Source organism: Aquaspirillum soli, from assembly GCF_054781915.1.
Map to the genome: position 1 here is coordinate 68,526 of NZ_BAAGTM010000007.1, position 26,277 is coordinate 94,802.

Here is a 26,277-nt window from a genome sequence, read left to right on the forward strand (position 1 = left end):
GCGAAGCATTATTCGGGCGTAAAGATTAGGCAGCCATCAATTAACAATTCATGGGGTGCCAGTGATAGCGAGGCGTTATCCACCACGGGCCGCGCAAACACATAGCGGATACCGTTAACTTGTACCCACGCGGGAATTGCAACATCTTGAAAACGACCAATGCTCTCTTCCGAGCGTTGGTCGGGTTGGGTGTGGCGGACAACACGCGGAGTGGGGGTAGGGGCCACGGGAGTCGGGTATTCCCAATCTTCCGCTCGTGTTGGCGTAGGGCGGGGACGACCAGCTTGGCTCGAGGCTAACCACCAGCGCAAAATGGTCATCGGTAACACGACACGATGGACTTTTTTATCGTCGGTAATCACACACGTGACCGGAAATTTGGCCTGACAATGTGGGCATTGTGCTTCTGCCGCAAGGACAATTCTGTCCTGAACCAAAGTCATCACACCATACATATGCTCACCAGAGACCAATTGGCGACAACGCACACAGTGTTTAGCGAATTGTCGCACGGCATTACCATTGGCAAAGGTAATGGGCAGAGAACGGGAAATTTTGGCGTATTTAGGCATAGCACATCATCACAAAAAGCAAGCGGGATGGTAGCAGAGAAGGCAAAAGCGGCCAAATCTGGCGCAGAGAGTGATACAGAGACACCACAGGGCAGCATTGCAACAGCCCTCCCCATGCCAAACAGTGAATCTGTCGTTAAATCCAACATGGACGAAGGGCTGTAGTTTGCTCTATCGGCTTAGATTTGCACCATCTCAAAATCATCTTTCCGTGCCCCACAGTCAGGGCAGGTCCAATTCATCGGCACATCTTCCCAGCGTGTACCGGGGGGAAGACCGTCTTCGGGACGACCTTTTTCTTCATCATAAATAAAAGCACAAATCAAACACATATATGTTTTCATCTGACAACTCGGGCAACTCTGTTTTCACAGAGTGGGATAGCTTGGTGTGGAAAACACCCTAATGCCCATTTCTCCTTTCTTAAACGCTATCCTTAAAACAGTCTGGCAAGGTTTTGCGCGAGATTTCTTGTGTTTCTGTTACAACTGCAGCGAAAATAGCATTTTTTCATGCTGCACTGCTCCATTGCTCATAGGATATGGTCAATAGGACAGGCTACAACTGCCAATGATGTCGCATTATTCACCCTACGCGCCCCCTATTTGTCTGCCCGATCTTGCTGCACAACACGCTGCCGAGGCTAGACAAAATCAACTCACCAAACCACACGGTAGTTTGGGGCGGTTAGAGAATATTGCGATTCGCTTTGCCGGTTGGCAAGGTCAAGTGTGCCCTGAGGCATTACAACCAGCAATCACCGTTTTTGCTGCTGATCATGGCGTCAGTGCCGAAGGCGTGTCGGCCTATCCTGCCGAAGTCACGGCTTTGATGGTCAGTAATTTTCTCAGCGGTGGTGCAGCAATCAATGTGCTCGCTCGACAGCTCCACGCGCCGTTACAGGTGATTGATGTCGGTGTAGCACACCCGATTCCACTGCCAGCCGTCTGTCAGCACCAGCTTATTCATGCCCGTATTCGTCATGGTACGGCCAATTTACGCCACCAAGCGGCGATGAGTGTCAATGAAGCCTTGGCCGCTATTCATTTGGGACAAGAAGCAGCAAATCGACAAATTGATGGTGGCGCCAATCTATTGATTGCAGGGGAAATGGGGATTGCTAACACTTGCGCCTCAGCTGCCTTGATTTGTTATTTTACGGGTCATTCTCCCGCCGAGGTAGTCGGTCGCGGAACAGGGATTGATGAAACCACTTGGCTGCATAAACAACAGGTAGTGCATGATGCCTTAACACGGCTGGCACAACGTCCGCCCTTATCTCCACTGGCTGTTTTAGCAGAACTTGGTGGGCTAGAGATTGCCGCCATGACGGGATTTTATCTTGGGGCAGCACAAGCGAAAACGCCGGTGTTATTAGATGGTTTTATTGCCACAGCTGCGGCGATTGTTGCCCATGCTATGGAGCCGAATATTCAACATTGGCTGCTTGCCAGTCATCGTTCACAAGAACAAGGCCATCAGCTTGCACTGAGCTTTCTGAATTTAGAACCTTTATTAGATTTGGGATTGCGTTTAGGTGAGGGAAGCGGCGCAGCAATCTGTGTTCCAATGCTCAACTTAGCGATTCAACTACACAAACAAATGGCGACTTTTGACGAAGCTGCGATTCCTCAATCATGAGCGATAACAGTTTTACCCTGACCCTTTGGCGACATGGTGAGATTGCCAACGGCAATCGGCTAGTAGGGCAGACCGATTTACCGTTAACCACGCTAGGTTGGCAACAAAGCCTAGCAATGTGGCAACGCTTGCAACAATTAGCGCCGGTCTCTGCATTGGCCTGTTCACCACTACAACGCTGTCGGGCCATCTTGACCGAATTACACCCCTTACCGCTATCAGATACGACCATTGACCTTGGGTTTGCCGAGATGGATTTTGGCTGTTGGGAAAATACCCCCATCGACCAATTACCCATTGATTGGGTGGCACAGCTTCATCAACCTTTGCCGCCAACAGGAGGCGAAACACTGACCGCGATGCAGCAACGGGTTGAGCGGGCCTTATTCAATTGGTTGGCACAAACAAAGGGCCCTCACCGTGTGTTACTCACTCATGCAGGGGTGATTCATTGTGCCCTTGCCACACTGCTACAGATCTCGCGCCAGCAAGCAAAACAGATTGCGATTGCGCGGGGGGGAATGGTGCAACTGATGTTGCAATCAGCGTCCCCAACCGATTTACCCGCCTATCTCACGCGATTGGAACCGCCATGCGTGGTTTGATATTGGCGATTCAATTTCTCACCCGTTTACCAACGCCACAATTGACGCATTTTGACCCCGCTTGGTTGGCTGAATCGGCCAAGTGGTTCGCTGTGGTTGGGTTGATGATAGGTGGAATATTGGCCGTCACCACTGTCGCAGCCAGCTATGTTGATCCTGTTTTTGCCGCACTGGTGGGAGTCGTCGTATGGGTATGGGTCACCGGTGGTTTGCATTTAGATGGTTTGGCTGATTTAGCCGATGGTCTTGGTGCCGCCCATCGCGATCCACAGCGTTTTCTTGCGGTCTTAAAAGACCCTCACCTCGGCAGCTTTGGTGTATTAGCGTTGGTGTTGGCGGTGTTGAGCAAATGGAGTCTGTTATGGCTATGGGTACAACAGGTACCGAGCGCACCGGAGGAAAAGCTGTTATTTGCTGGTACGCTGTGTTTGATCCCTGCTTGGGCGCGTTTGTTTACGGTCTATTGGTCACACAGCCTACCGGCTTTGAGTCAAGACAGCAGTGTGGATCCTTTTCGTTGGCAACTCGACCGCGCAGCAATCTATGGCAGCACTGCACTGTTATGGCTGGCCTCGGCATGGATTAACCCGTGGTTATGTCTGGCACCATTATTAGGATGGCGATGGCGTCAATTTTTATGGCGGCGGCTAGGCGGTGTCAGTGGTGATTGCCTTGGCGCTGGCATTGAAATTGTGGAAATTGGCTTGTTAACGCTGGCATGTGTCGGCCCAACGGTCGCCACACGCCTGATCGGTTAGCGTGTGGTTTAAGAACGTCCTGTTCCCATGCCACCTAATACCGAGCCTTCGCCTTGTTGCTTACCACCAAGGCTAGGCGCGCTTGCGACAATACGGTCAGCAAGGCGTGACAGGGGTAACGATTGTAACCACACATGCCCAGGGCCGGTGAGTGTGGCAAAGAATAGCCCTTCACCACCAAAGAGCGCACTTTTCACCCCGCCGACAAATTGAATATCCATATCTACCGTTGGCTGATACGCCACCACACAACCCGTATCGACGCGGATTTTTTCACCGGGCGCGAGTTGACGTTCTAACAGTGTTCCACCTGCGTGAATAAACACATAACCATCACCTTCGAGTTTTTGCATCACAAAGCCTTCGCCACCAAACAAGCCGGCACCGAGTTTTTTCTGAAATGCGATGCCCAAACTGACGCCTTTAGCCGCACATAAAAAACTGTCTTTTTGTGCATACAACATCCCACCCAGCTCTAACAGATGCACGGGGATAATTTTGCCTGGATAGGATGCAGCAAAAGCCACTTTACGTTTTTGGTTACCTTCATTGATAAAAACAGTGGTAAACAGACTTTCACCCGTCAGCAACCGTTTTCCTGCACCAAGCAACTTACCAAATACACCAGATTGCTGGGCTGAACCGTCGCCAAAAATGGTATCCATCCGAATATGGTCTTCCATATACATCATGCTACCGGCTTCCCCCACCGCTGCCTCGTTCGGGTCGAGCTCAATTTCGACGAATTGCATATCATCGCCGTAAATCTCAAAGTCAATGACGTCCATACTCATATTCAGAAGCTCCCGATGGTTTTGATGTGCTGTTTAATGCGATGCGTCAATGTGCCGCAGGATAGGTATAACAGAGTACGTTATACTTTTTCTCACATTGTTGTTCCAAGGTTACGCAGGATTGGTGGCTCCATCCTGCGCTTTTTTTTCAGTGTTACACTGCCTCTTTTTCCTCTGCAGATGGTTTCACCATGCATTTCTCGGCACAGCTCGCACAACTGGTTCGGCTACGGTGGGGTTTTATTATTGTAGCAGCGCTAGGCTTAGCGATTGCGCTCGGTGGCTTGGGGATTGAACTACCTGTCGTCCCGTTGGTGTTGTGTTTAAGTGGCCTGACTGCGCTCAATGTCTATCTATCATGGCGAACAACCCAAGCAGGATTACATCATGATGCCTTTGAGTTGGCATTTCAACTGTGCTTGGATGTCGGCGCTTTAGGCATTTTATTGTTCTTTACTGGTGGTGCCGGTAATCCGGTGGTGACGCTTTATTTGTTGATTGTGGCGATTGCCGCTGTGTTGTTACCGCCTCTGTTGGCATGGTTGATTGTGGCGTGGGCGGTGGCGGTCTATAGCTTCTTAATGTGGTTTTACCTCCCATTACCTGGCATCCCAGGTGATCCATTATTTGTGTTCCGGATTCATCTTCTGGGAATGTGGGCCACATTTGGCCTCGCAGCGATTTTAATCACCGCGCTCTTACTACGAATGGCAACACAACTACGGCAACGGGAACAGCAAATTGCTGCCATGCGTGAGGCACAGTTGCGCGATGAACGGTTACTCGCCATTGGTACGTTAGCCGCTGGCACTGCTCATGAACTCGGTACCCCTCTTTCTACTTTGCGCTTGTTGTTAGATGAAATGCAGCTGGATTATGCAGGACAGTATCCCTTGTTAGAGCAAGACTTGGCTTTGGCCTCAGAACAAGTTAATACGTGTAAACGGGTTTTGATGCGATTGGCAGAGCAGGTCAACGGCCAACCACCCATCATAGAGTCTTTAGCAACACAATTTGGCAGAATCTTAGAACATTGGGCAAGTCTGCGGCCACATGCCCATATTACGACCACACTGCGACTCGACACTGCCCCCACAGGACACCTCGACCCGACGTTTGCCCCCGCGTTACTGAATCTGCTCAATAACGCTGTGGATGCCTCATCAGAAACCGTGACATTGACCGCTGAATGGCAACCTAACTGGTTAGAGGTCACAATTGCGAACCGAGGCCCTAGCCTCAGTGAAGAACAGCTCAACCAATTAGGACAGCCAATGCGTTCGAATAAACCTGACGGCATGGGAATTGGCGTATTTTTGGCGCATGCCAGTTTTGAACGTCTTGGTGGAGAAGTCAGTTTGGTGAATCGTCAGGGTGGAGGCGTGTTAGCAACGGTAAAGCTACCGTGGCCAGTACAAGAAGGAAGTCAACATGTCTGAACATCAAACCTATTTGCTGCTGATTGACGATGACGAAAGTTTTGGTCATTTGATGGTTCGTGCTTTGGCACGACGTGGTTGGCCGGTGGAGCGTTTACACAGTGCCAGCGCAGTAGAAACATGGCTGGATTTGCCACCACCACACCTGCCAGAACGGGTGGTACTAGACTTAAATTTGGCTGGTGACAGTGGGCTACGTCTATTACCGCGCCTGCGTGAAGCATTACCCGAAAGCAAAATTTTAGTCTTAACAGGTTTTGCCAGCATTGCCACTGCTGTTGATGCAATCAAATTAGGTGCTGACAATTATTTGGCCAAACCGGCGAGTGCTGACGATATTTTGCATGCCTTAGACGATCCCGAACCCAATCCAGAACAAGCCGCGCCTGAAGCACCAATGTCCGTCCGCCGTTTAGCGTGGGAACATATTCAACGGGTGTTAGCGGAGCATGATGGCAATATCTCCGCCACCGCCCGCGCCCTCAATATGCACCGCCGTACCTTACAGCGGATGTTGGCGAAAAAACCCGTCTCGCGCTGATTTTTCCCACCATGACCAAATTATTACATTTCGATATAACCTAGGTTTTCAACAATCGGAGTGGTGATATACTGCAGACATTCTGACCAAGCCTTCTCTGTGGAGCCCCGCTCATGGCCTCTTTTAATCCCCTCGATGTTCTTTTGCAAAAAGTGTTTGTGCTAGCAACAGGTACCGCTGCCAGTAGAGTAGAGTTAAATAATCTGGCTGGTTTATTAGGACCAAGTGGCAATGATTATGCGAGTTTGATTCGGGCGATTGATGGGCACATGGCGAGTTATGCTGTGCAATATGGTGTAATCACGGCTGTGCAAGATGTGATTGCAAACGGTACTGGGCAAAGAATTGATACCTCTGAAGCAAAAAAACTAATCAATGATTTTATTAGTGCAGACGGAAAATCGGGCTGGGGAAACTTATTTGCAAATTATGTTTTATCAACTTCTGATAATGGCAAAGCCTTACAAAATCGTGCCGAAGCGGCTCAAGAATTTATTGAATTAATAGCAACGGCTAATAAAAATGAGCTGTTGAATGGTGCAGCAATTCATCAAGCAGTAAAAACACAAATTGATTCTATTGATAAAAATGTCAGTACATTGAATCAAGCCAAAGAGGCATTGGGTCTCATAGCAACTCATCTCAATTCATCAGGTTTGTATGTTAAAGCCATTGACGGTTATTTATCAGGTGCAACCACTTTTGTGGACTTTGATAGAGATAAATTTCAAGACAATGGTGAATGGTTTACAAAAACCGACTCCGGTGGAAATTTGAACTTATCCAAAATGGCTATGGGTAAGAATATGATTGCGACCGGTGGGACAGATATTATGACCGGTCAGGCATTCCTAGGGACGTTATCTGCACCAGTGGGTTCAACAGTCATCACCCCTTTAACCACTTTAGTCGATGCGTTGGTGGATAAAGGTCATTCAGTCGCATCAGCTAAAAGCCTTGTGCAAACGGGTTTAGCCGTTCCTTTTGTGAATTTGTTGACCTACGATCCTCTCCCTGTTTTAGCTGATAGTCTGTCAACACCTTCATCTAAAGCCACTGCTTTGCAAGTGCAATCTATTTCTCAGCAGGTGGCAGGTGTGTTAACCAATGCAATGGTGATGCTAACGAAAGAGGGGAAAACTAAAGCCTCTGCTTTTGATGCAATTGTTTCTAGTGTTGCAGATGAATTGGCTAGTAGTCCAGCGGTTAAACTAGATGATGCCAAAACGGTTAAAACGATTTTTCAGAATGCAGCGAATAAAATCGGTAGCAGTGGTTTGTTTGCCCAAGCAGAGAAACTGGCTGGGGTGGTAGCGGATGTGAATGGTAAGGCGGCAGCAGCCACTACCGTACTTGATCTTGGTAAGTTGCATGTTATTGCACAGTATGATATTCCAAAAGCAATTAACACCACTGCTAGTTTTGATCCAACTGGTTTTAGTGGAACGGGATTAACAACTAAAATTGGTGCAGCCACACCAAAAGACGTGTTACCTGGGGTTCCTTTTGGGTCTAGTACCACATCTCCAACTCCACCTACAACATCTACGACCCCACCTGTTTTGTTAGATATGTATGTGAGCAGTGATGGCAAAAAAATCATTCTGAACTATGACCAAACACTTTCACCGATTTCAGCAAACAAAAGTAATTTTAGTGTGAGTGTAAATAGCGCTTCTAACTCGGTTGATATAGTTTCTAGTTCTGGTAAAACAGTTGAATTAGTGCTTGCAAATACAATTACTAATACGGATATTGTAAGGCTGAGCTATATAGCACCGACGGTGGATAACAGTTTAAGTAATCAAGCGATTCAAAATGGAGCTGGAATAGATGCCGCTTCAATCAATGCACCAACCCTAGTAAAAAACTTTTCCACCCTGTCTTCTACCAGTGCTAATACATTGAGTTTAATTTCAGCAGAAACAGATCCTGCCGGTAAAAAGATTATTTTAAACTACAACAAACCACTAGCAACAACACCATTGCCAGATGCTGGTATGTTTCAGATATTAGTAAATGGTACCCCTCAAACTGTTACTCCATCTATCTCGAGCAGTTTAAATACTGCTCTAGAGCTGAGTCTTTCTTCAAACATTTTAATATCAGATGCAATTACAGTATCATACACCAATAATACGATAGATAATACTTTAAAAAACAAGGCAATACAGGACGTGACAGGTTACGATGCGGCAAGTTTTAGTTCACAAGTAGTTAAAAACAAGTCTGCAATACCAATTACAACAATTACAGGGGCCAAATATGATAAAGCTACAAATGAAATCATCCTCAGCGGAACAAATTTTTATGATTTGCTAGATCGGACGCAAAATCCAACAGACTCTGTTAAAGGGTTACTAGACTGGAATAAAATCAAATGGGATGTTAACAGCGATGGAAGTTCGACCTATGACTTCTTTTTTTCTATCAACGAAATTCAAGATGCGAATATTGTCAATGGTGAGTTAGTGATTAGATTAACAAACTCTAAAGCGGATAATATAGAGACCCATACGGAGTTTACAAATAGTGGTAGTAAGATTGATGATCAAATAAAAGTCACTACCGGATTCACCAAAAATTGGCTAGGAAATCCATCTTTAACTGATGGCGGTTCATATCCTATAGTCCTTAATCAAATTCCATCCATAAAAACAACTACATTAAGTAATGATAGCAATATATATCATTTCTTGATAACTTTTGATAAAAATATTTCTCTTGCTGTTACGCCGCTAGTGGCTAAATCTTTAATATCACTTTCAAATGCAGGTACAACGAAGTCTCTGACTGATATAGCAGGTAGTTCTATCTATACTGATAGTTCAGGTCAAGTACATATTGAAATTCCAAGTAGCGCAATATCTATTGTAGACACGAAGGTGAATCTATCTATCGGTAAAGGTACAGTGAAAGATAGTAATGGACAGGTTAATGACCTTGAGACTATCCCTCGCGATCTTGCAACCATTACTCCACCTTCTCCAGTAACAAGTGAGCCCGTTTCTTTTGATTTAGGCAAAAAACAGCTAGTCATTAAGTTTAATGAGCCAATATTTAGTACAAAAGATGATTTATCTGATCTCAAATCAAAAATTGTGCTAAGTAATGATAAGGGAAGCACCTTCATCAATTCATTAACACCGTTAGACAACATCTATATAGACAACTCGAACAATTTAGTAATTGTTTTTGATACGATACCATCATTTTTTATTGCTGATAATAATATCTTCTTACAAATTAAAAAAGATGCACTAAAAGATAGCGACGGTAACATTTCTTCATTAATAGATTTAAAAGATTACTCAAAACTTATTCTTGATTCATTTTCATTAACTGGTACAACCCATATTGGAACCAGTGGTAATGATACTTTAACTGGAGGATTAGGGAATGACAGTTTAAGTGGGGGTGATGGAAATGATATTTTAACTGGTGGAGCTGGTGCAGATACCTTAAATGGCGGAAGTGGAGATGATATTTTTGTGTTTGATTATCTCCCTAAAACGACCACCGATGCCGATACAATCTCTGGATATACTACTGGTGATAAATTTCATCTCTCTAAAACCATTTTTACCAAACTTGGCGCTGTTGGCACACTGACGGCAGCTGAGTTTGTAGATTTATCAGTTGGAACAGAATCAGGTACAACGCGATTAAAATATGATCAATCTACAGGAACGCTCCAATATGATGAAGATGGCAATGGAACGATAGCATCCATATTAATTGGCATGTTTAGTGACAAACCACTATTAACTGCCAGCGACTTCGTTATTATCGCGTAATATCAAACCTCTCTAACAAAAAAGCCAACCCATCTAGGTTGGCTTTTTTTGTGCGGCTTTTTTAATTTAAACCGTGACTAATTCTTCCCAATCACCCCACTGATGGGAGAGCTTGGGCTGCCGTGGTAGAGTTTTTTCGGCACTCGGCCAGCTAAAAATGCCTCACGCCCTGCTTCAACAGCTAGTTTCATCGCACGAGCCATTTGAATAGGACGTTGTGCCCCAGCGATGGCGGTATTCATCAAAATTCCGTCACAACCAAGTTCCATCGCAATAGCCGCATCGCTGGCAGTGCCAACACCGGCATCAACCAAAACAGGGACTTTGCTTTGTTCGATAATCAACTGTAGATTCCACGGGTTAAGAATCCCCATGCCCGAGCCAATTAACGACGCTAACGGCATAATGGCACAACAGCCAATCTCTTCCAGCTGGCGGGCAACAATAGGGTCATCCGAGGTATAAACCATCACATCAAAACCCTCTTTTACCAACACCTCGGCTGCTTTTAATGTTTCTAAGACATTCGGAAACAGGGTGTTAGCATCGCCCAACACTTCCAACTTCACGAGCTTATGACCATCTAACAACTCCCGCGCAAGGCGCAGGGTACGGATTGCTTCTTCTGCGCTATAACAACCTGCCGTATTGGGCAACAGCGTATAGCGGTTGGGCGGCAGTGCATCGAGCAGGTTCGGTTCGTCTGGATTTTGGCCCAAATTTACCCGCCGGATGGCAACCGTCACAATCTCGGTACCAGAGGCCTCTAACGCCGCTGCTGTTTCTGCAAAATCTTTATATTTCCCCGTCCCAACTAATAAACGTGATTGATATTCTTGCCCTGCTATTCTTAAACAATCTGCCATAGTCATGTCTCTATTCTAAAGTCCGGTGAGTGGTGGCTCGCCACCTTACTGCAGTTTAATCAGGACAACTAGCCACCGCCGACGGCAACCACAATCTCAAGCTGATCGCCGTGTTGCAATTCGGTATGGGCATGTTGACTGCGCGGAACAATATCGCCGTTGCGCTCAACAGCGATCCGTTGTCCGGGTTTTACCCACTGGCTTAAAGCGGCTTCCAATACGGTACCGATAGGAAATTGATGGGGTTGTCCATTGATAATGACGTCAATCACAGTCATTCCTCTTAAAGAATCATAATCGTGCTGCCCGCACCACGGCAGCCTGACGTTGAATATTGGCAATTACCTCACCAAGATGGGCCAAGCCTTCAACTTGTAAGCGGAAGCGGATTTGCACATACCCTTCTCCACTATGGGCATCCTGCATATCCACGCTTTCGATATTGGCGGACGATTCGGTAATGGCTGCTGCCACCGCCGCCAAAGCCCCACGCTCGCTTTTTGCTAACACACTGACTGGCACACCAAATAGTTTGGGTTGTGCCAATTCCCATTCCATATCGAGCAACTTTTCAGGGTCGAATTTTTGGATATTGGTGCAATCATGGCGATGGATCAACAAACCTTGTCCCTTGTTGACCACACCAACAATCCGATCGCCGGGAATGGGGTTACAACATGGCGAGAATTGCAAAGAGGCGCCTTCATTACCACGAATCGCAATCGGCCCGACACGCAACGGCTCGCCGGAAGTTTCACCTGCTAATTCTAATAAACGGCTGGCCACCACCACCGGTAACAATTTACCTGTGCCAATATCCGCCAAGACATCTTCAAAATCGTTATTGTGCTCGGTGTGCTCGCGTAGGTATTCCTGCCAAACGGGCTCGGGCACAATAAAGTGTTTACCTGATAAAGCATGTAGCGATTGTCGCAACATGCGGCTTCCCAGCTCCACCGCTTCCCCACGGTGCATCCCCTTGAGGAAATTACGAATATGACTGCGGGCACGACCACTGGCAACAAATCCCAACCATGAAGGATTGGGATGAGCATGTGCGGCAGTCACAATTTCGATTTGATCACCGTTTTTCAGCTTGGTACGCAGAGGGACTAAGGTGTGATTCACCTTAGCTGCAATACAGCGATGGCCAACATCGGTATGAACGGCATAGGCAAAATCAACCGGTGTTGAGCCTTTCGGCAACACCATAATTTTACCTTTGGGGGTGAAAACATAGACCTCATCAGGGAATAAATCGACTTTGATATGTTCCAGAAATTCAATGGCATCGCCCGATTCGGCTTGAATGTCGAGGATATCTTGTAACCACTGATGGGTGCGTTGCTGTGCTTGGTCGATGGAGGCATTACCCGATTTATACATCCAATGGCTGGCTACGCCGGTTTCGGCAATACGGTGCATTTCATGGGTACGGATTTGAATTTCAATCGGGGTTCCGTAAGGACCGAACAAAGTGGTATGTAGCGATTGGTAGCCATTGCCCTTGGGAATGGCAATATAGTCTTTGAATTTACCAGGGATGGGTTTAAATAGTGCGTGTAGTACGCCGAGGGCAAGATAACAGCTCGGGGTATCGTCTACGACGACGCGAAAAGCGTAGATGTCGAGCACTTCCGAAAAAGACAGGTGTTTTTCCACCATCTTTTTATAAATACTGTAGAGATTTTTTTCACGACCTTTAATAACCGCTGGTAACCGCGCTTCGGCAAGACGTTGTTCAATACTGACTAAAATTTTGCCAACTAATTCACGGCGATTGCCTCGGGCGGCTTTCACTGCTTTGGCTAAGACTTGATAGCGATTGGGATAAGTGTGTTTAAACGAGAGATCTTGTAGTTCGCGATAGACTTTATTGAGACCAATTCGATTGGCAATCGGGGCGTAAATATCCAGCGTTTCTTGCGAGATGCGCTGTCGTTTGTCGAGGCGCATGGCATCTAACGTACGCATATTGTGCAAGCGGTCGGCCAATTTCACGATAATGACGCGGATATCTTGCGCCATTGCCAACACCATCTTACGGAAGTTTTCTGCCTGTGCACTTTCTTTGGTTTGGTATTCCAAGCGTTCAAGCTTGGAGAGTCCATCGACTAAATCGGCAACAGTTTCACTAAAGTGCTCAGCTAGGGTGATTTTGGCTACCCCAGTGTCTTCCATGACATCATGCAGCAGCGCAGCTGCCAAACCTTGAACATCCAACTTCCACTCGGTCAGAATACGAGCAACCGCAATCGGATGCGTAATGTAGGGTTCACCGCTTTTGCGGGTTTGTCCATCATGCGCTTTATGACTAAAAACAAACGCTTCGTGTAAGAAGGTTAAGTCGTCGGGGGGAAGATAGGTGGAGGCTGCTTCCATCAAATCTTGAACGGCTGCCTCGACCATCGCCGCATAGTCGATGCAGGGCACTTCGGTTGAGGATTCAGAATGGGCCACGGTATTTCCCCCTTATGGTGCGCCGATACGCTTACGCGCGTCGGTCTAGCAGTTCACGTCCCACCTGACCGGCTGCGATTTCGCGCAGGGCGGTAACAGTGGGTTTATCCCGACCCGACTCAACTAACGGTGTGGCACCGTTGGCTAATTGGCGGGCACGCCAAGTGGCGGCGAGGGTGAGTTCAAAGCGGTTTTCGATGCGGGCTAAGCATTCGTCAACAGAAATTCGTGCCATGAGAGTCTTCTCCAGATCAATAGGGGCTTAGGGTGGCCACGGCCAAGTTAGCCGTTGCTTTGCATGGAAGCAATTTGTGTGGCGCGCTTTTGTAGCTGTTTTTTAGTACGCACTCGCTCGGCACGCACAATGCTGACAAGATCGTGTACTGCGTGGTCGAGTTCTTCGTTAATGATGATGTAATCAAACTCGGCAACATGGTCGATTTCTGACCGAACAATCGCCATACGATGCTGAATCACTTCTTCAGAATCTTTTCCACGCCGACGCAAACGTTCTTCTAATGTCTCGACTGAAGGGGGAAGGATGAAAATGCCAACCGCTTCAGGAAAGACTTTGCGAACTTGTTGCGCGCCTTGCCAATCGATTTCTAACAGAATATCGCGACCTGTGCTCAGTTGTTCGCGAATCCAACGCTCAGATGTCGCATATCCATTGCCATAGACTTCGGCCCATTCCAGAAAATCCCCACGGGCTTTCAGCTGGTCGAAGCTAGTGCGATCGACAAAATGATAGTGCACACCCGGAATTTCGCCATCACGTGGCGCGCGGGTGGTATAGGAAACCGACAGTTGGATTTGTTTGTCTGCCGCCAGTAAGGCCGCTACGAGGGTAGTCTTACCTGCACCGGATGGCGCAGTGACCACAAAAATATTGCCAGTTGAATTCATGTTCTCAACATCCGTGCGCGTATCACGCCAATGTTGCAGCGTAGCATAAACCGGCGATCCCGTGAAACTTGCCACGGTAACATATTGTTAATACAAGTTAACCACAACTTAAAGAGAGTGCATCCCCCTCATACCGAGGGGGAGAGAGCAGGCAGCGATTAAACAGCTGATTGTTGCCGGCGGCCACGGACACCGTCGGCCAGTATAGTCAATAAATCCACCGTATCCGCCCAACCGATGCAGGCATCGGTGATGGATTGACCGTATTTCAGGGTTTTTGGATCACAACCTGCTTTCAAATCTTGACGGCCTTCGTTGAGATGACTTTCAACCATCACACCAAAAATATGCTGATCGCCGGCGGCTAACTGTGCTGCGACATCTTGTGCTACTTCCATTTGCCGTTTGTAATCCTTACGGCTGTTGGCATGACTAAAATCGACCATCAGTTTTTGTGGCAGACCAACAGCAGCCAATTCAGCTGCCGCAGCGCGTACATGTTCGGCTGAATAGTTTGGCTCTTTACCACCACGCAAAATCACATGGCAATCGGGGTTGCCGCCGGTGCCCACGATAGCGGAATGGCCAGATTTGGTAACGGATAAGAAATGGTGTGGCTGACTGGCCGAGCGAATCGCATCCACGGCAATGCGTAAATTGCCATCAGTGCCATTCTTGAAGCCAACAGGACAGGACAAACCAGACGCCAACTCACGGTGGACCTGCGATTCAGTTGTACGTGCACCAATCGCGCCCCAAGAAATCAGATCAGCAATATATTGTGGCGTGATCATATCGAGGTATTCGGTTGCGGCAGGGATACCACGGTTGTTCAACTCCAACAACAAACGGCGCGCCATGCGTAAACCGGCATTGATGTCGTAAGACTCATCAAGATGGGGGTCGTTGATCAACCCTTTCCAACCGACAGTGGTACGCGGTTTTTCAAAATACACCCGCATCACCACCAATAATTCGTTTTGATGCTGTTCACGCAATTCAGCCAAACGGCTTGCATATTCCAAGGCGGCGTTAGGATCGTGAATAGAGCAAGGCCCAATCACCACCAACAAACGGTCATCTTCGCCACGCAATAAACGAGCAATATCCGTCCGAGTGGCGTACACCAATTCAGCGGCCGAATCGGTGATTGGCAGTTCGTAGATATGGGCAATCGGAGGAAGAAGTTCTTTAATCTCGCGGATTCTTACATCATCAGTCTGGCGCTGCATCATCATGCTCTTTGAGAGTTTTGCAAAGCAACAAGACTAGCGCGGATTGCGCGCTGACGTAAACCCATACGCAACGATTTCTGGTGCAATTCGCTTAAAAAAGAGCTTTTGCCACAATCGGGTTAAAATCATCACTTTTCTTCGACTGTCGCAAGGAAGCTCGCATGCCCCCCTCACGTCTCGCCACTCTGACTCAGCTGTTAGCACACCACATCCTCATTCTTGATGGTGGTATGGGCACGATGATCCAACGTCATCACTTAGAAGAAGCAGATTATCGCGGAGAGCGGTTTAAAGATTGGCATTGTGATGTGAAGGGTAACAATGATTTGTTAGTGCTCACTCGCCCTGACATCATTGGCGGGATTCATCAGGCGTATCTTGATGCCGGTGCTGACATCATCGAGACCAATACCTTCAACGCCACCTCAATCGCTATGGCCGATTATGAGATGGAAAGTTTGGTGTGGGAGATGAACTACGAAGCGGCCAAACTGGTAAAAGCGTTGTGTGTAGCAAAGACCGCACAACAGCCGACCAAACCCCGTTTTTGTGCTGGGGTGTTAGGGCCCACCAACCGCACCTGTTCTATCAGCCCAGATGTCAACGACCCGGGCTATCGTAATGTCAATTTTGATCAACTGGTCAGCAGCTATACCGAGGCTATCGATGGTTTGGTCAAAGGGGGCGCCGATATTCTGTTGGTCGAAACCATTTTTGATACCCTCAATGCCAAAGCAGCGGTGTTTGCGATTCATCAATATTTTGATCAACACCCCGAATGTGAACGGTTGCCGATGATGATTTCCGGCACCATCACCGACCAGTCTGGCCGTACCCTAACCGGACAAACGACCGAAGCGTTTTACAACAGTTTGCAACATGCTGATGCAATTAGCTTTGGTTTGAACTGTGCTTTAGGCCCCGATTTATTGCGCCCGTATGTTGAAGAAATGGCGCGGGTGTCGGCCACGTATGTCTCGGTACATGCCAATGCCGGTTTACCGAATGCGTTTGGTGGCTACGATCTCACCCCCGAGGCAATGGCGCCACAGGTGCGCGAGTGGGCAGAGTCGGGTTTGGTGAATATTGTCGGCGGTTGTTGTGGCACCACTCCCGAGCATATTGCTGCGATCTATCAGGCAGTCAAAGATCTTGCCCCACGCCCTTTGCCGGTTTTAGAAAAGAAATGCCGTCTAAGCGGGTTAGAGCCTTTCAACATTGGTGACCGTGATTTATTCGTCAACGTTGGCGAGCGGACGAATGTGACTGGTAGCCGCGCCTTTGCCAAACTGATTTTAAATGGCGACTACGCCACCGCCTTAGATGTCGCACGGCAACAAGTCGAAAACGGTGCCCAAATCATCGACATCAATATGGATGAAGGGATGCTTGATGCCCATGCGGCGATGGTGCGCTTTCTGAACTTGATTGCCGCTGAGCCGGACATCGCCCGCGTACCGATTATGATTGACTCCTCGAAGTGGGAGGTCATCGAAGCCGGTCTGAAATGTATTCAAGGTAAAGGGATCGTCAATTCCATTTCTTTGAAAGAAGGCAAAGACAAATTTGTTGAACAAGCGACCTTGATTCGCCGCTATGGGGCAGCGGTGATTGTGATGGCGTTCGATGAAAAGGGCCAAGCCGATACCTACGCCCGTAAAGTTGAGATTTGCGAAAAGAGTTACCGCATTTTGGTGGATGAAATCGGCTTTCCACCCGAAGACATTATTTTTGATCCGAACGTCTTTGCCGTCGCCACCGGTATCGACGAACACGCCCGCTATGGTTTGGACTTTATCGAGGCCACCGGCTGGATTAAAGACCATCTACCCCACGCAAAAATCTCGGGTGGGGTGTCCAATGTCTCGTTTAGCTTCCGTGGCAATAATAAAGTCCGCGAGGCAATTCACGCGGTCTTTCTGTATCACGCCATCAAACGCGGCATGACCATGGGTATTGTCAATGCCGGCGCGTTGGAAGTCTATGACGAGGTGGATGCAGAATTACGCGCCCGTATTGAAGATGTGGTGTTAATGCAATCCCCTGCCGATGGTTCAGATGCCACCGAGAATCTCATTACGTTGGCAGAAAAATTTAAGGGTGATGCAGTTGCTGGGAAGGTGGGTGAGGATTTAGCGTGGCGAGAATGGCCCGTTGAAAAGCGATTAGAACACGCGCTGGTTAAAGGCATCACCACCTACATTGAGCAAGATACCGAGGAAGTTCGCGCCAAGAGTGCTCGCCCAATTCATGTCATTGAAGGCCCGTTGATGGATGGCATGAATGTGGTGGGGGATTTGTTTGGTGCCGGCAAGATGTTTTTGCCGCAAGTGGTGAAGTCAGCCCGGGTGATGAAAGCCGCTGTGGCTTACCTTGAGCCTTTCATTGAAGAGGAAAAAATCCGGATGGGGCTACAAGATGCCCCAGCCAAAGGCACCATTATCATGGCCACGGTAAAAGGTGATGTGCACGATATTGGTAAGAATATCGTTGGTGTGGTGTTGCGTTGTAATAACTATAAGGTGATTGACTTGGGGGTGATGGTGCCCTGCCAAACGATCTTAGATGCTGCCCGTGAACACAAAGCCGATATTATCGGTTTGTCGGGTTTGATTACCCCGAGTTTGGAAGAAATGAGCCATGTCGCCAAAGAGATGCAACGGCAGGGGTTTGATATTCCTTTATTGATTGGTGGCGCAACCACCAGCCGTGTTCACACTGCAGTGAAAATTGCCCCGCATTATCAAGGGCCCGTGGTGTATGTCCCCGACGCCAGCCGCGCAGTTGGCGTCTGTTCCAATTTATTATCCGATACGCTGCGCGATCCGTTTGTGCAGGAAGTTGCAGAAGATTATGCCAAGGCTCGCGCCATTTTTGAGGGCCGTGGTGATGCAAAACTGTTGCCGATTGCCGAGGCCCGACAACACCGCCACCGCATTGATTGGACGCAATACACGCCACCGGTGCCAACATGGTTAGGCGTACGTCGGTTTGAGCAATATGACTTGGCCGAGATTGCGCGCTATATCGACTGGACGCCCTTCTTCCAAAGCTGGGAGTTATACGGACGTTATCCAGCGATTTTACAAGATGAGGTGGTGGGTGAATCAGCACGGGCTTTGTGGGCAGACGCACAGGTCATGTTAGCGCGCATCATTGCCGAGAATTGGATTCAAGCCAGTGCTGTAATCGGCTTATTCCCTGCCAATAGCGTCAACCATGACGATATCGAAATCTACTCGCCTGAAGCACCGTCACAGCGTTTGATGACGTGGGTGGGGCTGCGACAACAGTTGGTAAAAACCGATAAAGCGGGGAAGGAAACCCCCGACTGGGCATTAGCTGACTTTATTGCACCGAAAGACAGTGGGGTGAATGACTATATCGGGGTGTTTGCCGTCACTGCCGGATTGGGCATTGATGCCCATGTGGCACAGTTCGAGGCAGATAACGATGACTACTCCGCCATCCTGTTAAAGGCATTGGCCGACCGCTTTGCCGAGGCTTTTGCTGAATTGATGCACCACCGTGTACGTACCGAGTTCTGGGGCTATGCCACCAGTGAAGCTTTGGATAATGAGGCGCTGATTGATGAGAAATATCAAGGTATCCGTCCTGCCCCCGGCTATCCTGCCTGCCCTGACCATACGGTTAAACGTGAGTTGTTTGACTTACTTGACGCCCCAGCAATTGGGATGAGCCTCACCGAGGGATATGCCATGTTGCCAACGGCGGCGGTGTCGGGGTTCTATTTTAGCCACCCTGATAGCCGCTACTTTGGGGTTGGCAAAATCAGTAAAGATCAGGTGGAAAGCTATGCGCAACGGCGTGGCGTAAGCATGGCACAAGCAGAACGGGATTTGGCGCCGAATTTGGGTTATACCGTTTGAATTCATCTCCAGCCTTTTCTAGGCTGGAGATGGGTTAAGCATCTTTGTGCTTAAAGTATATTAAAATGCTTTCAAAAACCGCAAAGCGATTTCGTGATCGGTTTTGCTGTTGTTTTTATTGTTTACATCGCGTCCCACACGTAAGATCCATTGTTGTTTTAAAGGATCAATCCAAGTCACACCGACTGTCACCCGATCTTGAAAGCTGGTTTGGGTCTGGCGTTGCCCACCTAGGCTGATCCGCCCGCCTCGGTTAATTTGTCCACCAAGATGAACATGCCAATCTGCATGAGCGCGATAACGCAGATAGCTGGTGGCCGCATAGGTGGCGGCTTGTTGATAACGCAAGCCGCTGCTGTGGTGAGTGTTATCACCATACCATGCCAGTTCCTGTGATAACTCAAATACCCATTTTGGTGCCAAGGTCTGTTGCCAGCCGAGAGTAAGTAAAGCACGCCAACGATTTTCACCCGCGTTTAACAGCCGATGTTTGTCGTAACTGCCCGTAGGCGGAATGATGGTTGCTGTGAGACCTAAATAACGTTCCGCAATTTTGTCATTGATTGGCCAAATGGTGGCACCTAGGCGCAGGTCGGCTATGGCGCTGTTTTGTTGATATTCGACACCATTGGCCAGTTCTAGCGACGACTTCACCCATGGTAATACCACCATGACATTAGCGGTTTTTCCCCACAGTTCGGTCATATACGAACCACGCATGGCAAGGGTTTGCATGTGTAGCGTATTGTTGTGAGGTAATTGCACATCGCGATCGGCACTGTACAACGTGAATAACTTAGTGCCAGGATCAAGGGGATAGTAATCGGCCGGATAGACATCGTTGATAGCGGCTTGGGCAAGCGGAGCAACGAACAGCACGGCGATGGCTGCTGACAACGATTTCGACATAAACAGCCAGGAAAGACCGAGCCGATTCCAAAAGTGGCCTATGCCGCAGGATTTGCGCCGTGGGGTTGGATTGTAGCCTCGGGTTTATATTTCGAGGACTTAAACGCACAATTTATTGCCGATGCCCAAATTCTCTTAGCGCAAATTATTGGTGTTGCATTGGTGATGGGCTTGCTGACATTGTGGATTAAAAACCAGATTGTACGCCCCATCAAAACGCTGGAAAGCGTGATGCACACGGCGGAACGTGAGCGTGATTTAACGGTTGAAGCACAGTTGGCACATCAAGATGAACTGGGGAATATGGCCAAGGCCTTTAACAGCTTGATTCGTCATATTCGCGAGGCCGTCTCAGCAGTCAATCAAAACAGCTATGAGGTCAATCAGCGCGCAGGAGAAGTCGCTAAGCAATCGACTACCATTCACGAAATCACTGTGCAACAGGGGCAAGCGGTACAATCCTCTTCAGCCGCGTTAGAAGAAATTAGCGTCAGTATTCAACATCTTGCCAGCCAAATTGAACACTTACGCGCCGTGGCGACGGACAGCCGTGCAGGGGCTGATGCGGGGGTGGGGGCATTGAGTACCCTGCAACAAGATATTGACTTAGCCCACTCCAGCCTCAGCGGTGAATTAAGCCGTGCCACCAGCCAACTCGGCCAAGACATGGCAGCGATTACCCGCATGACTTCGGAAGTGCGCGATATTGCCGACCAAACCAATCTATTAGCGTTAAATGCAGCGATTGAAGCAGCTCGCGCTGGTGAAATGGGGCGCGGTTTTGCGGTAGTGGCGGATGAGGTGCGTAAGCTGGCGGAAAAATCGGCCATCTCGGCCGGACAAATCGACGACATTACCCGCCGGTTGGTTGATCAATCCTATGCTATGCAAAATCATGTTCAAGAAGGCTCTGAACACTTGTCCTCTGGCCGGCAACATATCGAGGCAGTCGGAAGCATTCTGCGCAACACACACCAAGCCGCACACACCACAGAGCAACAAATCGCTGAGATGGCGAGTGCATTAAATGAACAACACATGGCAGTGCAACAACTGGCACAAAAGGCCGAGTCGCTGTCGGCTTCGGTGTTGTCACACCAAAATCTAATTGATCATGGTGTGCAAACAGCCGAGGGACTTCGCGAATTATCCGAGGGCTTATTACAAACCGCCGCCCGCTTCCGTGTGGCCTAAAGTGTTGCGCTTGAAGCAAAAACAGGGGTTTGCGGTTGCCGAGAGGGGCATAACTGACTTAAAATCAACGGCTCAACTATTTTTGTCAACCCTACCGCAAAGGACAGGTGCATTTCATGCCCAACATCCGCGTGAAAGAGAATGAGCCGTTTGAAGTCGCGATGCGTCGTTTCAAACGATCAATCGAAAAAACTGGTCTGTTGACCGAACTGCGCGCTCGCGAGTTCTACGAAAAACCGACCACAGAGCGTAAGCGCAAAAAAGCAGCTGCCGTGAAACGTCATTACAAACGTCTGCGCAGCCAAACTTTGCCGCCTAAGCTGTACTAATCTCGGCTCGTTTGACTCGGATGGAAACCGCAGGCTTGCCCTGCGGTTTCGCTGTTTTTAGATACTGCCATTTCTCCCTCTTTTTACGCCAAGGAGCGCCCCATGAGCTTAAAACGCCAAATCAATGACGATATGAAAGCTGCGATGAAAGCGCGTGATAGCCAACGATTGTCAGCGATTCGCTTGTTATTGGCGGCAATGAAACAAAAAGAAGTCGATGAGCGTATCGAACTTGACGATGCAGCCATCACGGCAGTCATCGACAAGATGTTAAAACAACGCCGCGATTCGCTCAGCCAATACGAAGCAGCGGGTCGTGCGGATTTGGCTGCCAAAGAGCAAGCCGAAATTGATGTCCTCACGCAGTACATGCCCACCCCGTTAACCGAGGCAGAAATTGATGCACTGATCGAGCAAGCGATCACCGACAGTGGTGCCAGCGGTGCGGCAGCAATGGGTAAAGTGGTTGGTTTAGTGCGTCCTCAAGTGATGGGCCGCGCAGACATGGCGCAGGTGTCAGCCCGGATTAAAAATCGTCTTGCACAGTAAGCGATTCTCTCAACGGCAGGTGTGGCGATGATTCCACAGGATTTCATCGACCGTTTATTGGATCGTGTGGATATTGTCGAGGTGATTGATCGACAAGTCCCTCTAAAAAAAGCAGGCCAAAATTACGTGGCCTGTTGTCCATTTCATCGTGAAAAATCACCTTCGTTTTCGGTCAGCCCACAAAAACAGTTCTACCACTGCTTTGGCTGTGGTGCGCATGGCAATGCACTGACTTTTTTGATGGAGCATCACGGCATGGGGTTTGTTGATGCCGTCCATGCTTTGGCCGAACAAGTGGGTATGGCAGTGCCACAACCCGAGAGCACACCGGCACAACACGCCGCTGTCGCGCGTCAATACAGCCTGCAAGATTGCCTCTTACAAGCGGCACGTTTTTACAAGTATCAACTCAAACACAGTCCGACTGCGATTGATTACTTAAAACGACGGGGGCTCACAGGAGAAACTGCCGCCCGCTTTGCCATTGGCTATGCCCCAAGTGGCTGGAATGCGTTGCAAGGTGTCTTTGAAGACTATCTCAATCCCCAGCTGGTCGAGGCAGGTTTGTTGGTAAAACGTGAGGATGGTAGCCGCTACGACCGTTTCCGCGAGCGGATTATGTTCCCAATTCGCAATCGTAAGGGGCAAATCATTGCGTTTGGTGGGCGTGTACTAGGCCAAGGAGAACCCAAATACCTCAATTCACCAGAAACGCCTTTATTTGAGAAGGGGCGTGAGCTATATGGATTGTTTGAGGCAAGACAAGCGATTCGTGAGCATAACTGTGTGTTAGTTGTTGAAGGTTATATGGATGTGGTGATGTTGGCGCAGCATGGGATTGACTATGTGGTTGCCACATTAGGCACTTCGACCACCCCACATCATATCCATAGTTTACTCAGACAAACCGACCATATTGTTTTTTGCTTTGATGGCGATGCTGCCGGTAAAAAAGCCGCTTGGCGAGCCTTAGAAAGTAGCCTATCGCAATTACGCGATGGCAAACGGGTGTCGTTTCTGTTCTTGCCCGCTGAACATGACCCTGACAGCTATGTCAGAGCACATGGACAAGCAGGATTTGAAGCCTATTTGCAGCAACAGGCGGTCCCGTTGTCGGCCTATTTATTGCAAGCGTTGTTACAACAGCAAAGTGAACACCGCAGTGAAGAAGGGCGTGCCGCCTTGGTACAGCAAGCGATGCCGCTATTAAAAGCCATTGCCGCGCCGGCATTGGCAACTTTATTGCGACAACGTTTTGCCGAGCAAATTGGTATGCCGGTGGCGGAATTAGAACGGCTTTTGGGGATCAAACGACCTTGGGTCGGACGAAAAGGACAGTTTAGCGCGCAGCCTGCCCCCCAAATTACCTATTCTTTACCTCAGCGGGTATTGCGTTGGCTGGTGTTGTATCCCACATTAGCTCATAGAGTGCCCGTGGAAGAATTGGCATGGCAAGAGGCCACCGAGGATGTTCAACAATGTATTGCCTTATCCACACTGATCCAAAGTTTGCCCCATTGCACTACGACTGGGCAGCTGATCCAAGGCTTACAACAACATCCTTTGGCCCAGCCGGTATTGGCGGTGTTACATACTTTACGGCCAGAAAGCGACCCCGAACAACATGAGTTGGAATCTGAGTTTGATGCTGCGATTACTGCGCTGTTATCACGCTCGGCGCAACAACGTTTAGAACACCTGAAACGGAAAGATCGCGAGAGCGGTTTAAGCCGTGAAGAACAGTATGAAATGGTACGGTTGAGCATCGAAGTGCAGGGTAAGCGCTGATGCGACAAGCGTTGTGATATAATCTGATGTTTTTTCAGCCTAATTTGGGCAGGATGAAAAATGGCGGCCATTCCTAGCAATGACAAGGATCTCGACCTCAATTCGCCGGTTAACCCCGAAACAGCCGACGAACAGCGCAAACGCCTACGGCAACTGATTGCGCTTGGTAAAGAGCGGGGTTATCTCACCTATTCCGAAATCAATGACCACCTGCCAGACGATGTGTCTGATGCAGAACAAATCGAAAACATTGTCAGCATGATTGCTGGCTTAGGCATTCAAGTCTGTGATGAAGCCCCCGATGCCGAACAGCTCTTGATGTCTGACGCCACCCCCGCCGTGGCAGATGAAGATGCCGTTGAAGAAGCCGAAGCGGCCCTCTCGACCGTTGACGCTGAATTTGGCCGCACCACCGACCCTGTGCGTATGTATATGCGTGAAATGGGTACGGTGGAGTTGCTCACCCGCGAGGGCGAAATTGAAATCGCCAAACGGATTGAGGAAGGCCTCAAGCACATGATTATGGCGATCTCGGCATGTCCGGGCACCCTCGCCCAAGTGCTCGAGTTGGTCAATCGTATTGAACGTGACGAATTGCGTGTGGATGAAGTGGTTGACGGTTTTGTCGACCCTAACGCCGAAGTCAACGAAGAGAGCGAATTTACCGAACCGCCGGAAGCCGACCCTGAGGCGGATGAATTAGCCGTCGACGAGGAAGATGAAGACGAAGAAGGCAATGCTGCAGCAGTGAGCAATGCCAATTTGGAAGAGCTGAAGCAACAAACGATTGAGCACTTCACGACCATTCGTGCATTGTACGACCAACTGTTGGCAGCATTGCGTCAACATGGCATTCATAGCAAAGCCTATTTGGATGTGCAGCAAGAAATCAGCAATCAGTTTATGACTGTGCGCTTTGCGGTGAAACAGGTTGAACAGCTCTGTGAAAACTTACGCAGCAGCGTGGATGAAATTCGGGCTTTAGAACGCGACATCCAAGATATTTGTGTGAATAAAGTCAAGATGCCGCGTGAGCTATTCCTTGCCACCTTCCCCGGCAATGAAAGCAATCCGAAGTGGGTCGAAGACATGATCTCGACAGGTAAGCCTTTTGTGCCCACCCTCAATCGCTATCAACATGCGGTGATTGAAAAGCAATTTAAGCTGGCCGAGCTGCAAAATAAAGCCATGATTCCGATTAAGGAATTGAAAGAAATCAATCGCCAGATGTCCACCGGCGAGGCAAAAGCACGCCGTGCTAAACGCGAGATGATCGAGGCTAACTTGCGTTTGGTGATTTCGATTGCCAAGAAATACACCAACCGTGGTTTGCAATTCTTGGACTTGATTCAAGAAGGCAATATCGGTTTGATGAAAGCGGTGGACAAGTTTGAATATCGCCGTGGCTATAAATTCTCGACTTACGCCACATGGTGGATTCGCCAAGCGATCACCCGCTCGATTGCCGACCAAGCACGCACCATCCGTATCCCTGTGCATATGATCGAAACCATCAACAAGATGAATCGTATCAGCCGCCAAATCTTGCAACAGACCGGTCAAGAACCCGATCCGGCGATGTTGGCTAAAGAGATGGACATGCCAGAAGATAAAATCCGCAAAATCATGAAGATTTCCAAAGAGCCCATCTCGATGGAAACCCCGATTGGTGATGACGATGATTCGCACTTGGGCGATTTTATCGAGGATGCTGCCACCATGGCACCAGCCGATGCGGCGATGTATTCTGGTTTACGCGAGGCAACCCGCGAAGTGTTGGACACCTTGACGCCACGCGAGGCGAAAGTCTTGCGGATGCGTTTTGGTATCGAGATGAATACCGATCATACCTTGGAAGAAGTGGGGAAACAGTTTGATGTGACACGGGAACGTATCCGTCAGATTGAGGCAAAAGCCTTGCGCAAACTCCGTCATCCTACCCGCTCGGAACGGTTGCGTAGCTTCCTCGATTCTGAACCCGGCGGCAGCATGCCAACCCAGTAA

The 26,277-nt window shown here is 48.7% G+C and carries 22 protein-coding genes; 12 read left to right on the forward strand and 10 right to left on the reverse strand.

The window, feature by feature from the left end:
• Positions 1–8: 8 nt before the first annotated feature.
• Complete coding sequence (locus ACYVJG_RS08255) at positions 9–572, reverse strand: hypothetical protein (protein ID WP_460430638.1); 564 nt, start codon at positions 570–572, stop codon at positions 9–11.
• Between the two features lie 179 nt (positions 573–751).
• A complete protein-coding gene (locus tag ACYVJG_RS08260) occupies positions 752–916 on the reverse strand; it encodes a rubredoxin (RefSeq protein ID WP_022654759.1) in 165 nt (54 codons plus the stop codon).
• 226 nt (positions 917–1,142) lie between these two features.
• On the opposite strand from ACYVJG_RS08260, the gene cobT reads away from it, so the two are divergent.
• From cobT to ACYVJG_RS08275, 3 genes are read left to right on the forward strand one after another with little or no spacing between them, the layout of a single operon-like run.
• Entirely contained in the window at positions 1,143–2,213 is a 1,071-nt protein-coding gene (gene cobT / locus ACYVJG_RS08265; protein WP_460430639.1) for a nicotinate-nucleotide--dimethylbenzimidazole phosphoribosyltransferase, read from the forward strand.
• On the forward strand, positions 2,210–2,818 hold the full coding sequence (locus ACYVJG_RS08270; RefSeq protein WP_460430640.1) for a histidine phosphatase family protein: 609 nt from the start codon (positions 2,210–2,212) through the stop codon (positions 2,816–2,818). The genes cobT and ACYVJG_RS08270 overlap by 4 nt, the downstream gene beginning before the upstream one ends.
• Positions 2,806–3,576: an adenosylcobinamide-GDP ribazoletransferase gene (locus ACYVJG_RS08275; RefSeq protein WP_460430641.1), complete on the forward strand. Its 771-nt coding sequence runs from the start codon at positions 2,806–2,808 to the stop codon at positions 3,574–3,576. The genes ACYVJG_RS08270 and ACYVJG_RS08275 overlap by 13 nt, the downstream gene beginning before the upstream one ends.
• Before the next feature lie 8 nt (positions 3,577–3,584).
• On the opposite strand, the gene ACYVJG_RS08280 is transcribed toward ACYVJG_RS08275, so the two are convergent.
• On the reverse strand, positions 3,585–4,370 hold the full coding sequence (locus ACYVJG_RS08280; protein WP_460430642.1) for a TIGR00266 family protein: 786 nt from the start codon (positions 4,368–4,370) through the stop codon (positions 3,585–3,587).
• A 191-nt stretch (positions 4,371–4,561) separates the two neighbouring features.
• Between ACYVJG_RS08280 and ACYVJG_RS08285 the strand changes: the two genes are divergently transcribed.
• From ACYVJG_RS08285 to ACYVJG_RS08295, 3 genes are all read left to right on the forward strand, one after another.
• Positions 4,562–5,809 (forward strand): ATP-binding protein, encoded by a 1,248-nt coding sequence (locus tag ACYVJG_RS08285; RefSeq protein ID WP_460430643.1) that lies wholly within the window; start codon positions 4,562–4,564, stop codon positions 5,807–5,809.
• On the forward strand, positions 5,802–6,350 hold the full coding sequence (locus ACYVJG_RS08290; RefSeq protein WP_460430644.1) for a response regulator transcription factor: 549 nt from the start codon (positions 5,802–5,804) through the stop codon (positions 6,348–6,350). Before ACYVJG_RS08285 ends, ACYVJG_RS08290 begins: the two co-directional genes overlap by 8 nt.
• Before the next feature lie 113 nt (positions 6,351–6,463).
• Positions 6,464–10,147, forward strand: a complete 3,684-nt coding sequence (locus ACYVJG_RS08295; RefSeq protein WP_460430645.1) for a SwmB domain-containing protein — start codon at positions 6,464–6,466, stop codon at positions 10,145–10,147.
• Positions 10,148–10,224: 77 nt separating this feature from the next.
• On the opposite strand, the gene ACYVJG_RS08300 is transcribed toward ACYVJG_RS08295, so the two are convergent.
• The 6 genes from ACYVJG_RS08300 to aroG all read right to left on the reverse strand — a co-directional run bounded on the left by ACYVJG_RS08300 (position 10,225) and on the right by aroG (position 15,617).
• Entirely contained in the window at positions 10,225–11,013 is a 789-nt protein-coding gene (locus tag ACYVJG_RS08300; protein ID WP_460430646.1) for a thiazole synthase, read from the reverse strand.
• Between the two features lie 68 nt (positions 11,014–11,081).
• The gene (gene thiS, locus ACYVJG_RS08305) at positions 11,082–11,285 is read right to left on the reverse strand and encodes a sulfur carrier protein ThiS (protein WP_460430647.1); all 204 of its coding nucleotides are present in this window, start codon (positions 11,283–11,285) and stop codon (positions 11,082–11,084) included.
• Positions 11,286–11,304: 19 nt separating this feature from the next.
• A complete protein-coding gene (locus ACYVJG_RS08310; protein WP_460430680.1) occupies positions 11,305–13,422 on the reverse strand; it encodes a RelA/SpoT family protein in 2,118 nt (705 codons plus the stop codon).
• 82 nt (positions 13,423–13,504) lie between these two features.
• Positions 13,505–13,708, reverse strand: a complete 204-nt coding sequence (rpoZ, locus tag ACYVJG_RS08315; protein WP_022654181.1) for a DNA-directed RNA polymerase subunit omega — start codon at positions 13,706–13,708, stop codon at positions 13,505–13,507.
• Positions 13,709–13,755: 47 nt separating this feature from the next.
• Positions 13,756–14,379, reverse strand: a complete 624-nt coding sequence (gene gmk / locus ACYVJG_RS08320) for a guanylate kinase (RefSeq protein ID WP_460430648.1) — start codon at positions 14,377–14,379, stop codon at positions 13,756–13,758.
• Between the two features lie 158 nt (positions 14,380–14,537).
• Positions 14,538–15,617, reverse strand: coding sequence for a 3-deoxy-7-phosphoheptulonate synthase AroG (aroG, locus tag ACYVJG_RS08325; RefSeq protein WP_460430649.1), 1,080 nt, complete (start codon positions 15,615–15,617; stop codon positions 14,538–14,540).
• A gap of 158 nt (positions 15,618–15,775) precedes the next feature.
• Between aroG and metH the strand changes: the two genes are divergently transcribed.
• Entirely contained in the window at positions 15,776–19,504 is a 3,729-nt protein-coding gene (gene metH / locus ACYVJG_RS08330; RefSeq protein WP_460430650.1) for a methionine synthase, read from the forward strand.
• A gap of 60 nt (positions 19,505–19,564) precedes the next feature.
• Here metH and ACYVJG_RS08335 read toward each other — a convergent pair whose 3' ends face one another.
• Positions 19,565–20,413 carry a transporter gene (locus ACYVJG_RS08335; protein WP_460430651.1) on the reverse strand — a complete coding sequence of 283 codons (849 nt, stop codon included), beginning with the start codon at positions 20,411–20,413 and terminating at the stop codon, positions 19,565–19,567.
• A gap of 33 nt (positions 20,414–20,446) precedes the next feature.
• Here ACYVJG_RS08335 and ACYVJG_RS08340 point away from each other — a divergent pair, with 33 nt between their 5' ends.
• The 5 genes from ACYVJG_RS08340 (at position 20,447) to rpoD (ending at position 26,277) form a co-directional block, all read left to right on the forward strand.
• A complete protein-coding gene (locus tag ACYVJG_RS08340; RefSeq protein WP_460430652.1) occupies positions 20,447–21,607 on the forward strand; it encodes a methyl-accepting chemotaxis protein in 1,161 nt (386 codons plus the stop codon).
• 116 nt (positions 21,608–21,723) lie between these two features.
• Complete coding sequence (gene rpsU, locus ACYVJG_RS08345; RefSeq protein WP_022654334.1) at positions 21,724–21,936, forward strand: 30S ribosomal protein S21; 213 nt, start codon at positions 21,724–21,726, stop codon at positions 21,934–21,936.
• Between the two features lie 102 nt (positions 21,937–22,038).
• Positions 22,039–22,485: a GatB/YqeY domain-containing protein gene (locus tag ACYVJG_RS08350; protein ID WP_460430653.1), complete on the forward strand. Its 447-nt coding sequence runs from the start codon at positions 22,039–22,041 to the stop codon at positions 22,483–22,485.
• 27 nt (positions 22,486–22,512) lie between these two features.
• The gene (gene dnaG, locus ACYVJG_RS08355; protein ID WP_460430654.1) at positions 22,513–24,273 is read left to right on the forward strand and encodes a DNA primase; all 1,761 of its coding nucleotides are present in this window, start codon (positions 22,513–22,515) and stop codon (positions 24,271–24,273) included.
• Between the two features lie 60 nt (positions 24,274–24,333).
• Positions 24,334–26,277, forward strand: coding sequence for an RNA polymerase sigma factor RpoD (gene rpoD / locus ACYVJG_RS08360; protein ID WP_460430655.1), 1,944 nt, complete (start codon positions 24,334–24,336; stop codon positions 26,275–26,277).